A 12,571-nucleotide genomic window follows, 5' to 3' on the forward strand; every position below is an offset into this window, starting at 1 on the left:
AGCCTTTAGTGAGCCTGATCCCAGTTTTCACCACTTCCGACTTCCACCAGCAACGGCACATCGAGTGTCATGCTGCTTTCCATCAGTTCGTGGATCTTCTTCGATACAGCGTCGAGGTCGTCTTTGTGCACTTCGAATACCAGTTCATCGTGAACCTGCATGATCATTTTCACGCGGGGCTTCTCTTTTTCCAGCCAGGCATCAACGGCGATCATCGCACGCTTAATGATGTCCGCCGCGGTACCTTGCATAGGGGCGTTGATTGCCGCACGTTCTGCACCCGCGCGGCGCGCGGCATTGCTGGATTTGATGTCCGGTAAGTAGAGACGGCGGCCATCGAGTGTTTCGACGTAACCTTTCTCTTTCGCCTGTGCGCGGGTACGTTCCATATATTCCAGCACGCCCGGATAACGCTCGAAGTAGAGATCCATATACTTCTGCGACTCTTTGCGTGGAATGTTGAGCTGGCGCGACAGACCAAATGCGCTCATACCGTAGATCAAACCAAAGTTGATCGCTTTGGCACTGCGGCGCTGTTCGTTGGTTACGCTATCCAGCGGCAAACCGAAGACTTCCGCCGCGGTTGCACGGTGGATATCCTTCCCTTCGGCAAACGCGGTCAGCAAGCCTTTGTCGCGGGACAGATGCGCCATAATACGTAGCTCAATTTGCGAGTAGTCTGCAGAGACGATCAGGTAGTCATCTGGAGCAATAAAAGCCTGACGGATTCGGCGGCCTTCTTCATTACGTACCGGAATGTTCTGCAGGTTTGGATCGGTTGAAGAGAGTCGACCCGTCGCCGCCACAGCCTGATGATACGACGTATGCACACGGCCCGTTTTCGGGTTGATCATCAGCGGGAGCTTATCAGTGTAAGTGGACTTCAGCTTCGCGAGACCCCGATACTCCAGAATCACTTTTGGCAGGGGGTAATCCAGTGCCAGCTCTTCAAGCACCTCTTCAGACGTCGACGGTGCACCACCAGGCGTTTTCTTCAGCGGCTTGATGCCCTGCTTTTCAAACAGGATGGTTTGTAGCTGTTTCGGCGACGAGAGGTTAAACGGTTCTCCAGCAAGCTCATGCGCTTTTTGCTCAAGCTCGGTCAGACGCTGCGCGAGCTCCCCGGAGTGGTTATGCAATACGGTTGGATCGATTTTAACGCCATTGCGCTCAATACGTGAAAGCACAGGCACCAGTGGCATCTCAATATGCTGGAATACGTTCAGCGGCCCTGCTTCTTTCTGAAGTTTTGGCCACATCTTCAGGTGCAATTGCAGGGTGACATCCGCGTCTTCCGCCGCATAGCGACCCGCCTCTTCGAGTGCAATCTGGTTGAAGGTAAGTTGATTTTTCCCTTTACCGGCAATCTCTTCGAAAGTGATGGTTTTATGTTTCAGCCAACGGTCTGATAAGGAATCCATATCATGGCGACCTGCAACACTGTCCAGAATGTAGGATTCCAGCATGGTGTCGAATGCAATACCGCGCAGCTCAATATCGTAGTTTTGCAGAATACCGCGATCGTACTTCAGGTTTTGTCCGACTTTGAGCGCCTTGTCGTCTTCCAGAATCGGCTTCAGCAGCTCAAGCACGCGTTCACGGGAGATCTGCGCCGGCGCATCCAGGTAATCGTGTGCAACAGGGACATAAGCCGCCATCCCCGGTTCAGTGGCAAATGACAGGCCCACCATATTGGCAGAGATGTTGTCGAGGCTGTCGGTTTCCGTGTCAAAGGCAAAGACCGGCGCTTTTTTCAGTTTCTCAATCCAGGCGATCAGCTGCGACTCTTCAAGAATCGTTTCGTAGTTGTCGAAGGACAAGGTTACGGCTTCTTCTTCGGCTTGTTCTTCAGCATCAACCACTATCGTCTCTTTCGGTTTTGCTGCTGGCTTAGCCCCTTTTGCCTGTAACCACTTGCCGCTTTCGACGTCGGTGATCCAGCGCTTGAATTCGTATTGCTTAAACAAGTTCAGCAGATCGTCAGCAGAAGGCTGCTGCACTTCCAGTTGCTCACAACCCAGTTCCAGTTCGACATCGGTTTTAATCGTTGCCAGCTTATAAGAGAGGTAAGCCACCTCTTTGTTATCTTGAAGTTTTCCGGCCATGGTTTTTGCACCACGGAAGGAGAGCCCGGCGATTTTATCCGATTCCGCGTACAGCGTATCCAGCCCGCCCAGCCCCTGAAGCAGCGCCTGTGCCGTTTTTTCACCGACACCAGGGACTCCTGGGATGTTATCCGACGAGTCGCCCATCAACGCGAGGAAGTCGATAATCAGCTCAGGCGGTACGCCATATTTTGTGACAACCTCTTCAGGCCCCAGAATGGTGTTGGTCATGGTGTTAATCAGGGTGATACCTGGCGTTACCAGCTGCGCCATATCTTTATCACCGGTGCTGATCAGCACCGGACGGCCCATTTTTTCAGCTTCACGCGCCAGCGTGCCGATGACGTCATCGGCTTCAACACCAGAGACCGCCAGCAGCGGCAGGCCCATCGCTTTCACCATGGCGTGCAGCGGCTCAATCTGCGCACGCAGATCGTCAGGCATTGGCGGACGGTGAGATTTGTAATGCTCAAACAACTCGTCGCGGAAGGTTTTGCCTTTGGCATCAAAGACCACCGCCGCATGGGTTGGCTGATACTGGAGTATCAGGCTGCGCAGCATGTTAAGCACGCCATACATCGCGCCGGTAGGTTCCCCTGCGCTATTGGTCAGAGGAGGAAACGCATGATACGCCCGATACAGGTAAGAAGAGCCGTCGACGAGAATAAGAGGGTTTTCTGGGATCTGAACCATAATGTCCGTGCCTTTAATCAATTTATGGCTAAAGGATGCCACAGAAGGATGAAAACATCAGTTATTAGCGCCAGATACAGGAAAAGATTTTACGATCGTGAAGATCTCTCGCAAAAAACAAACTGTGGATAAGTTTGTGTATATTTTCACTTCATATGAATAACAGACGCAAAAAATACATACGAGATATAATTTAGATCTTAATTATCATAATGTTATTTTGTTAGATCTCATCTGTATTACCCACTGATGACAATTTAGTCTATGTGGATATAAGCCCTGATTCGTGCAGAAGCGTAGCGAAATCTTCTGCAGTTGGGAAAAAGCCACCAACTCTCCGTGTGAAAGCGCCATTACTTCATCTGTTTTCTGGTAAAATCAGCGCCCAGCGCCGAATAGCCGGTCGCTCAATTACAGCTAACTATTTGAAAAAGCTAACCATGTCGAGATTGCTCGCTGCAATAACATTACTGTTAAGCATTATTTTAACGATTCTGGTGACTATCGCCTGTTCTGTGCCGATCATTGTCGCAGGAATGATTAAACTGTTGCTGCCTGTGCCTGTGGTGTGGCGAGCCGTGTCCACATTTTGTAATTTCATGATGTATTGCTGGTGTGAAGGGCTGGCGATCCTGTTGTACCTGAATCCGCAACTGAAGTGGGATGTTGAAGGGCTAGAGAGCCTCAACAAAAAGAACTGGTACCTGCTAATTTGCAATCACCACAGTTGGGCTGACATCGTGGTGTTATGTGTGCTTTTCCGTAAGCACATCCCGATGAACAAATACTTCCTGAAACAGCAGCTCGCCTGGGTTCCTTTCATCGGTCTGGCCTGCTGGGCGCTTGATATGCCGTTTATGAAACGCTACTCGCGCAGCTATTTGATCCGTCATCCGGAGCATCGCGGTAAGGACGTGGAGACCACGCGCCGTTCCTGTGAAAAGTTTCGCGCGCACCCAACAACCATCGTGAACTTTGTTGAAGGCTCCAGGTTTACTGAAGAGAAGCGTCAACAAACACGTTCTCCTTTTCAGAACCTGCTGCCGCCAAAAGCCGCAGGTATTGCGATGGCGCTTAACGTGCTGGGTGCTCAGTTCGATAAATTACTTAACGTTACCCTCTGCTACCCGGAAAACGATAAAACGCCGTTCTTCGATATGCTCAGCGGCAAGCTGACGCGCATTGTTGTACGTGTTGATCTGGTACCGATCGAGGCCGAATTACACGGTGACTACGTTAACGATAAGAATTTTAAACGTCGTTTCCAGTTATGGCTTAATACTCTCTGGAAAGAGAAAGACGAACAGATAGACAACATTAAATCTTCATACAAAAACGCCGGTCAGTGACCGGCGTTTTTACATCAACAATCTTACTTCTTCTCAACCAGGTATTTCACAGTATCTGCGTACTGCTGTACGAAGATATCCATGCTGCTGGTGTCCATGCCCTGCATGTTCAGCTGATACTTGCCATTAACAAACATCGCCGGAACACCCTGAAGCTGCAGGTCGGCAGCAGCTTTTTCCTGCTGGGCCACCAGAGATTTCACGACAAAGCTGTTCCATGCCGCGTCATAGTCTTCACCTTTCACACCCGCATCAACGAATACTTTACGGATATCCGCAGTGGTCTGAACGGTCTGGGTTTTCTGTACGCCTTCAAACATTGGGGAAGTGATCTTATCTTCCACGCCCAGCGCGATAGCAACTGCCCACGCCTGAGTCAGGTCTTTACCCAATGGACCCAGGAACTCAACGTGGTACTTAGTCATTTTGGTGCCTTCTGGCAGCTTTTTCTTCACGTTATCGGAAACATGCAAGACCTGCTCGAACTGATAGCAGTGTGGGCAATAGAACGAGAAGAACTCCAGAACCTGTGGCTCGCCAGCAACAGGCTTGTCCAGCGTGATGTACTGTTTTCCGTCGGTAAACTGCGCAGCAGAAGCGCTAAATGCCAGAATCATACCTGCCAGCGCCAGCCAAATTTTTTTCATGATTAACTTTCTCCTGGGTGTGTCCAATTAATACATCGGCGTTAATTGCAGAGGGGGCTCCTGAAGAACCTTAACCTGCTCAGTAAATGTAGATATCTGGCTGCGCCAGTAATCCTCTCCGGTAAGCCACGGGAAATTTCTAGGAAACGCGGGATCATCCCAACGCCTGATTAACCATGCGAGATAATAAACAAAACGCATCGCGCGTAAAGGTTCAATCAAGACAATTTCATCTGAATTAAACGGGCTAAATTCTTCATAAGCTTCAATAATGGTTTCAAGCTGCATGCGTTGCTCGGCTTTGTCGCCATTGAGCAGCATCCACAGGTCCTGAACCGCAGGCCCCATACGCGCATCATCGAGATCGACAAACAGCGGGCCATCACGCCAGAGAATATTTCCTGCGTGACAATCACCATGCAAACGCAGGACGGAAATATCATCGCGCCAGCTGGCTTTAACTGCCCCAATAAGTTTATCGGTGGCGCTGAGGAAACTATCCTTTAACGCTGTGGGGATCAGCGCAGAGGTTTCGAATACTTCGCGAGGTTCAAGAAGGTATTCCTGAATGCCGATAATCGGACGAGCAATAAAAGATTTTTTACGTCCCGTCTGATGTATACGTCCCAGATAGCGGGCCACCCACTCCATTTGATCAATATTATCCGCTTCAAACTGGCGACCCCCCAGGCTTGGGAAGACAGCGTAGTAGAACCCTTCGTGCATAAGGAGCGTTTGGTTATTGAATTTTAGCGGGGCGGCAACAGGTACATCATCATCCAGCAGATCATGAGCAAATTGATGCTCTTCCTGAATTTGTTCTGCTGACCAACGTTTAGGGCGATAGAACTTCACGACGAAGCGCTGACGCTCCTCATCCTGAAATTGATAGACGCGGTTTTCGTAGCTATTTAACGGCGTTAGCCCGGAATCCACCCGGATACCCTGTTCAAACAGGGCATCCATAATGGTATCCGGGTGTAATGTCTGGAAAGTAAAAGCCTGGTCGTTCATCCGATCATCCGGAAATTATACGAATGATTCAGGATATCATCTTGTGGCGATTTCGGTGCCGCCGCTTACAAGCTTTTACTCTTTAATTACGCCTCTGGCGCGCAGTAATGCGGTTTTAAAATCTTCCTCATAATCTTTCTGAATACCAGGAATAACAGCATCTTTAGCTGAGTCACGCATTTTAAGATGGTAGATCAGGATATCATCAGAAAGGTCTGCCAGTTCGCCGTCAAAACCTGACTCTTTCGCCAGTTTCTGTAAAAATTGCATCAGATTCAGCTCTGGCTCTTTTTGCCAGGCTGGCTGGAGGAGTTCAATGACTTCATTAAGACGTTTACATTTCATGGTGGTGCTCCTTTCATTTAGAGTGACACGTTAGCAGGGTCAATCCCACAATAAAAGAGGCGATATTCGTGAATCTTAACCAGGAAATCACTGGGGTCGTTCTGGCGGGTGGCAGAGCGACGCGAATGGGGGGAAAAGATAAGGGGCTTCAGCTTTTGAACGGTAAACCCTTGTGGCAATGTGTCGCTGATGCGCTTAAAGGCCAGGTGACGACAATGGTCATCAGTGCTAACAGGCATATTGAGACATACCAGCGCAGCGGCTACGCCGTTTATCAGGATAACCAGGCAAATTACCCAGGACCGCTGGCTGGTATGCTTTCGGTTATGCAGCAGTCGCCCGGAGAGTGGTTTATTTTCTGTCCTTGCGATACCCCGTTGATTCCGTCCTGTCTTGTCGAGCGTCTGGTGCGACTTCGTGGTGCAGCCCCCGTGGTCTGGGTACATGACGGTGAGCGTGATCATCCTGCTATCGCGTTGATGCACAGATTATTAGTACCTGCTCTTCAGGAGTACCTGATGGCGGGAGAGCGTAGGGTGATGGTCTTTATGCGTCAGTCTGGCGGCCATTCCATTGATTTCAGTGATATGAAGTCTGCGTTTGTGAACGTGAATACAACTGAAGATTTGCAGATGATGCAGGAGAAATGATGATACCTGTTCTGGCCATTTCCGCCTGGAGTGGGACCGGGAAAACCACGCTGTTGAAAAAACTCATACCTGCCCTTTGTGTCAGAGGTATACGCCCAGGATTGATCAAGCATACCCACCATAATACGGATGTCGATAAACCAGGCAAAGACAGCTATGAGTTGCGTAAAGCGGGTGCAGCGCAAACGATGGTAGCAAGTAGTCAGCGCTGGGCGCTGATGACAGAAACACCAGATGAGGCACCGCTGGATCTCGCTTACCTCGTCAGTCGAATGGATCATTCCACGCTGGATCTGGTGCTGGTTGAGGGTTTTAAGCATGAGGCCGTGCCTAAGATCCTGCTGTTCCGAAGCGATGCCGGGCATGATGTCAGCGAGTTAACGCTTGATGAGCATGTGATTGCCGTAGCCAGTGATATTGTGTTGCCGCTTGAGGTTCCGGTGCTCGATTTAAATGACGTGGATGGGATTGCGGAGTTTATTGTGGAGCGGAGTGCGATCTGACGACTTGCCGGGCGGTACTTCGCCTGTTTTTTTGCATATAAACGCAAAAAGGCCATCCTTCCGGATGGCCTCTTCACTTGTTTGATGCCTGGCAGTTCCCTACTCTCACATGGGGAGACCCCACACTACCATCGGCGCTACGGCGTTTCACTTCTGAGTTCGGCATGGGGTCAGGTGGGACCACCGCGCTAAAGCCGCCAGGCAAATTCTGTTAATCTGTATCAGAGCTGAAATTTGATTGTCTGTCTCTTCGCCGAAACAGCTTCGGCGTTGTAAGGTTAAGCCTCACGGTTCATTAGTATCGGTTAGCTCAACGCATCGCTGCGCTTACACACCCGACCTATCAACGTCGTAGTCTTCAACGTTCCTTCAGGACTCTCAAGGAGTCAGGGAGAACTCATCTCGGGGCAAGTTTCGTGCTTAGATGCTTTCAGCACTTATCTCTTCCGCATTTAGCTACCGGGCAGTGCCATTGGCATGACAACCCGAACACCAGTGATGCGTCCACTCCGGTCCTCTCGTACTAGGAGCAGCCCCCCTCAATTCTCCAGCGCCCACGGCAGATAGGGACCGAACTGTCTCACGACGTTCTAAACCCAGCTCGCGTACCACTTTAAATGGCGAACAGCCATACCCTTGGGACCTACTTCAGCCCCAGGATGTGATGAGCCGACATCGAGGTGCCAAACACCGCCGTCGATATGAACTCTTGGGCGGTATCAGCCTGTTATCCCCGGAGTACCTTTTATCCGTTGAGCGATGGCCCTTCCATTCAGAACCACCGGATCACTATGACCTGCTTTCGCACCTGCTCGAGCCGTCACTCTCGCAGTCAAGCTAGCTTATGCCATTGCACTAACCTCCTGATGTCCGACCAGGATTAGCTAACCTTCGTGCTCCTCCGTTACTCTTTGGGAGGAGACCGCCCCAGTCAAACTACCCACCAGACACTGTCCGCAACCCGGATTACGGGTCTACGTTAGAACACCAGCCATTAAAGGGTGGTATTTCAAGGGCGGCTCCACGCAGACTGGCGTCCACGCTTCAAAGCCTCCCACCTATCCTACACATCAAGGACCAGTGTTCAGTGTCAAGCTATAGTAAAGGTTCACGGGGTCTTTCCGTCTTGCCGCGGGTACACTGCATCTTCACAGCGAGTTCAATTTCACTGAGTCTCGGGTGGAGACAGCCTGGCCATCATTACGCCATTCGTGCAGGTCGGAACTTACCCGACAAGGAATTTCGCTACCTTAGGACCGTTATAGTTACGGCCGCCGTTTACCGGGGCTTCGATCAAGAGCTTCGCGTTACCGCTAACCCCATCAATTAACCTTCCGGCACCGGGCAGGCGTCACACCGTATACGTCCACTTTCGTGTTTGCACAGTGCTGTGTTTTTAATAAACAGTTGCAGCCAGCTGGTATCTTCGACTGATTTCAGCTCCACCCGCAGGGGCTTCACCTACATATCAGCGTGCCTTCTCCCGAAGTTACGGCACCATTTTGCCTAGTTCCTTCACCCGAGTTCTCTCAAGCGCCTTGGTATTCTCTACCTGACCACCTGTGTCGGTTTGGGGTACGATTTGATGTTACCTGATGCTTAGAGGCTTTTCCTGGAAGCAGGGCATTTGTTACTTCAGCACCGTAGTGCCTCGTCATCACACCTCAGCGTTAATAAGGTACCGGATTTACCTGGAACCTCCGCCTACATGCTTAAACCGGGACAACCGTCGCCCGGCTAACATAGCCTTCTCCGTCCCCCCTTCGCAGTAACACCAAGTACAGGAATATTAACCTGTTTCCCATCGACTACGCCTTTCGGCCTCGCCTTAGGGGTCGACTCACCCTGCCCCGATTAACGTTGGACAGGAACCCTTGGTCTTCCGGCGTGCGGGCTTTTCACCCGCATTATCGTTACTTATGTCAGCATTCGCACTTCTGATACCTCCAGCATCCCTCACAGGACACCTTCAACGGCTTACAGAACGCTCCCCTACCCAACAACGCATAAGCGTCGCTGCCGCAGCTTCGGTGCATGGTTTAGCCCCGTTACATCTTCCGCGCAGGCCGACTCGACCAGTGAGCTATTACGCTTTCTTTAAATGATGGCTGCTTCTAAGCCAACATCCTGGCTGTCTGTGCCTTCCCACATCGTTTCCCACTTAACCATGACTTTGGGACCTTAGCTGGCGGTCTGGGTTGTTTCCCTCTTCACGACGGACGTTAGCACCCGCCGTGTGTCTCCCGTGATAACATTCTTCGGTATTCGTAGTTTGCATCGGGTTGGTAAGCCGGGATGGCCCCCTAGCCGAAACAGTGCTCTACCCCCGAAGATGAGTTCACGAGGCGCTACCTAAATAGCTTTCGGGGAGAACCAGCTATCTCCCGGTTTGATTGGCCTTTCACCCCCAGCCACAAGTCATCCGCTAATTTTTCAACATTAGTCGGTTCGGTCCTCCAGTTAGTGTTACCCAACCTTCAACCTGCCCATGGCTAGATCACCGGGTTTCGGGTCTATACCCTGCAACTTAACGCCCAGTTAAGACTCGGTTTCCCTTCGGCTCCCCTATACGGTTAACCTTGCTACAGAATATAAGTCGCTGACCCATTATACAAAAGGTACGCAGTCACACCACGAAGGTGCTCCCACTGCTTGTACGTACACGGTTTCAGGTTCTTTTTCACTCCCCTCGCCGGGGTTCTTTTCGCCTTTCCCTCACGGTACTGGTTCACTATCGGTCAGTCAGGAGTATTTAGCCTTGGAGGATGGTCCCCCCATATTCAGACAGGATACCACGTGTCCCGCCCTACTCTTCGAGTTCACAGCCTGTGCATTTTCGTGTACGGGACTATCACCCTGTACCGTCGGACTTTCCAGACCGTTCCACTAACACACAAGCTGATTCAGACTCTGGGCTGCTCCCCGTTCGCTCGCCGCTACTGGGGGAATCTCGGTTGATTTCTTTTCCTCGGGGTACTTAGATGTTTCAGTTCCCCCGGTTCGCCTCGTTAACCTATGTATTCAGTTAACGATAGTGTGACGAATCACACTGGGTTTCCCCATTCGGACATCGCCGGGTCAAAGGTTCATATCACCTCGCCGGCGCTTTTCGCAGATTAGCACGTCCTTCATCGCCTCTGACTGCCAGGGCATCCACCGTGTACGCTTAGTCGCTTAACCTCACAACCCGAAGATGTTTCTTTCGATTCATCATCGACTTGCGAAAATTTGAGAGACTCGAACACACATAACATGTGTGTCGTTTCAATTTTCAGCTTGATCCAGATTTTTAAAGAGCAAAACTTCGCAGTGCACCTTTTCAGGTTCACTCTGAAGTTTTCTTGGGTTCGCAGTAAAGGATGGTGGAGCTATGCGGGATCGAACCGCAGACCTCCTGCGTGCAAAGCAGGCGCTCTCCCAGCTGAGCTATAGCCCCATCGTTTGCAATCTCTGTACCGCTCATCCTTTAAAAGGAGTTTGGTAGGCCTGAGTGGACTTGAACCACCGACCTCACCCTTATCAGGGGTGCGCTCTAACCACCTGAGCTACAAGCCTGCAGAGATTTTTACTGCTGTTTTTCATCAGACAATCTGTGTGAGCACTACAAAGGCAGGTTCTTTAAGGTAAGGAGGTGATCCAACCGCAGGTTCCCCTACGGTTACCTTGTTACGACTTCACCCCAGTCATGAATCACAAAGTGGTAAGCGCCCTCCCGAAGGTTAAGCTACCTACTTCTTTTGCAACCCACTCCCATGGTGTGACGGGCGGTGTGTACAAGGCCCGGGAACGTATTCACCGTAGCATTCTGATCTACGATTACTAGCGATTCCGACTTCATGGAGTCGAGTTGCAGACTCCAATCCGGACTACGACGCACTTTATGAGGTCCGCTTGCTCTCGCGAGGTCGCTTCTCTTTGTATGCGCCATTGTAGCACGTGTGTAGCCCTACTCGTAAGGGCCATGATGACTTGACGTCATCCCCACCTTCCTCCAGTTTATCACTGGCAGTCTCCTTTGAGTTCCCGGCCGGACCGCTGGCAACAAAGGATAAGGGTTGCGCTCGTTGCGGGACTTAACCCAACATTTCACAACACGAGCTGACGACAGCCATGCAGCACCTGTCTCAGAGTTCCCGAAGGCACCAATCCATCTCTGGAAAGTTCTCTGGATGTCAAGAGTAGGTAAGGTTCTTCGCGTTGCATCGAATTAAACCACATGCTCCACCGCTTGTGCGGGCCCCCGTCAATTCATTTGAGTTTTAACCTTGCGGCCGTACTCCCCAGGCGGTCGACTTAACGCGTTAGCTCCGGAAGCCACGCCTCAAGGGCACAACCTCCAAGTCGACATCGTTTACGGCGTGGACTACCAGGGTATCTAATCCTGTTTGCTCCCCACGCTTTCGCACCTGAGCGTCAGTCTTTGTCCAGGGGGCCGCCTTCGCCACCGGTATTCCTCCAGATCTCTACGCATTTCACCGCTACACCTGGAATTCTACCCCCCTCTACAAGACTCTAGCCTGCCAGTTTCGAATGCAGTTCCCAGGTTGAGCCCGGGGATTTCACATCCGACTTGACAGACCGCCTGCGTGCGCTTTACGCCCAGTAATTCCGATTAACGCTTGCACCCTCCGTATTACCGCGGCTGCTGGCACGGAGTTAGCCGGTGCTTCTTCTGCGGGTAACGTCAATTGCTGAGGTTATTAACCTCAGCACCTTCCTCCCCGCTGAAAGTACTTTACAACCCGAAGGCCTTCTTCATACACGCGGCATGGCTGCATCAGGCTTGCGCCCATTGTGCAATATTCCCCACTGCTGCCTCCCGTAGGAGTCTGGACCGTGTCTCAGTTCCAGTGTGGCTGGTCATCCTCTCAGACCAGCTAGGGATCGTCGCCTAGGTGAGCCGTTACCCCACCTACTAGCTAATCCCATCTGGGCACATCTGATGGCAAGAGGCCCGAAGGTCCCCCTCTTTGGTCTTGCGACGTTATGCGGTATTAGCTACCGTTTCCAGTAGTTATCCCCCTCCATCAGGCAGTTTCCCAGACATTACTCACCCGTCCGCCGCTCGTCACCCGAGAGCAAGCTCTCTGTGCTACCGCTCGACTTGCATGTGTTAGGCCTGCCGCCAGCGTTCAATCTGAGCCATGATCAAACTCTTCAATTTAAAAGTTTGATGCTCAATGAATTAAACTTCGTAATGAATTACGTGTTCACTCGTTGAGACTTGGTATTCATTTAGTGTCCGAAGACATTAAGAATCCATGT

At 51.1% G+C, this 12,571-nt stretch carries 7 protein-coding genes, 2 tRNA genes and 3 rRNA genes; 3 read left to right on the forward strand and 9 right to left on the reverse strand.

Annotated features, from left to right (window positions below; translation table 11 throughout):
• Positions 1–5: 5 nt before the first annotated feature.
• Positions 6–2,798, reverse strand: coding sequence for a DNA polymerase I (gene polA, locus LCD46_22450; protein UOY70728.1), 2,793 nt, complete (start codon positions 2,796–2,798; stop codon positions 6–8).
• A gap of 440 nt (positions 2,799–3,238) precedes the next feature.
• Between polA and LCD46_22455 the strand changes: the two genes are divergently transcribed.
• A complete protein-coding gene (locus tag LCD46_22455) occupies positions 3,239–4,147 on the forward strand; it encodes an acyltransferase (protein UOY70729.1) in 909 nt (302 codons plus the stop codon).
• A gap of 23 nt (positions 4,148–4,170) precedes the next feature.
• Here the strand turns inward: LCD46_22455 and dsbA are convergent, their stop codons facing one another.
• The 3 genes from dsbA to LCD46_22470 form a co-directional block, all read right to left on the reverse strand.
• Complete coding sequence (dsbA, locus tag LCD46_22460; protein ID UOY70730.1) at positions 4,171–4,794, reverse strand: thiol:disulfide interchange protein DsbA; 624 nt, start codon at positions 4,792–4,794, stop codon at positions 4,171–4,173.
• A 27-nt stretch (positions 4,795–4,821) separates the two neighbouring features.
• On the reverse strand, positions 4,822–5,808 hold the full coding sequence (locus tag LCD46_22465; GenBank protein UOY70731.1) for a serine/threonine protein kinase: 987 nt from the start codon (positions 5,806–5,808) through the stop codon (positions 4,822–4,824).
• A gap of 75 nt (positions 5,809–5,883) precedes the next feature.
• Positions 5,884–6,153: a YihD family protein gene (locus LCD46_22470; protein ID UOY70732.1), complete on the reverse strand. Its 270-nt coding sequence runs from the start codon at positions 6,151–6,153 to the stop codon at positions 5,884–5,886.
• A gap of 68 nt (positions 6,154–6,221) precedes the next feature.
• Between LCD46_22470 and mobA the strand changes: the two genes are divergently transcribed.
• Positions 6,222–6,803 (forward strand): molybdenum cofactor guanylyltransferase MobA, encoded by a 582-nt coding sequence (gene mobA, locus LCD46_22475; GenBank protein ID UOY70733.1) that lies wholly within the window; start codon positions 6,222–6,224, stop codon positions 6,801–6,803.
• The gene (gene mobB / locus LCD46_22480; GenBank protein ID UOY73036.1) at positions 6,803–7,306 is read left to right on the forward strand and encodes a molybdopterin-guanine dinucleotide biosynthesis protein B; all 504 of its coding nucleotides are present in this window, start codon (positions 6,803–6,805) and stop codon (positions 7,304–7,306) included. The genes mobA and mobB overlap by 1 nt, the downstream gene beginning before the upstream one ends.
• An 86-nt stretch (positions 7,307–7,392) precedes the next feature.
• Here mobB and rrf read toward each other — a convergent pair.
• The 5 genes from rrf to LCD46_22505 form a co-directional block, all read right to left on the reverse strand.
• Positions 7,393–7,508: ribosomal RNA gene (gene rrf / locus LCD46_22485) — 5S ribosomal RNA — on the reverse strand.
• A gap of 72 nt (positions 7,509–7,580) precedes the next feature.
• A 23S ribosomal RNA gene (locus tag LCD46_22490) occupies positions 7,581–10,486 on the reverse strand.
• Between the two features lie 180 nt (positions 10,487–10,666).
• Positions 10,667–10,742 (reverse strand) — tRNA-Ala (locus LCD46_22495).
• Positions 10,743–10,784: 42 nt separating this feature from the next.
• A tRNA-Ile gene (locus tag LCD46_22500) sits at positions 10,785–10,861 on the reverse strand.
• A 69-nt stretch (positions 10,862–10,930) separates the two neighbouring features.
• A 16S ribosomal RNA gene (locus LCD46_22505) occupies positions 10,931–12,470 on the reverse strand.
• The 16S, 23S and 5S rRNA genes sit together here with 2 tRNA genes alongside, the layout of an rRNA operon.
• Positions 12,471–12,571: the final 101 nt, after the last annotated feature.

This window comes from Enterobacter ludwigii (assembly GCA_023023105.1).
In the GTDB taxonomy this organism is placed as follows: domain Bacteria; phylum Pseudomonadota; class Gammaproteobacteria; order Enterobacterales; family Enterobacteriaceae; genus Enterobacter; species Enterobacter adelaidei.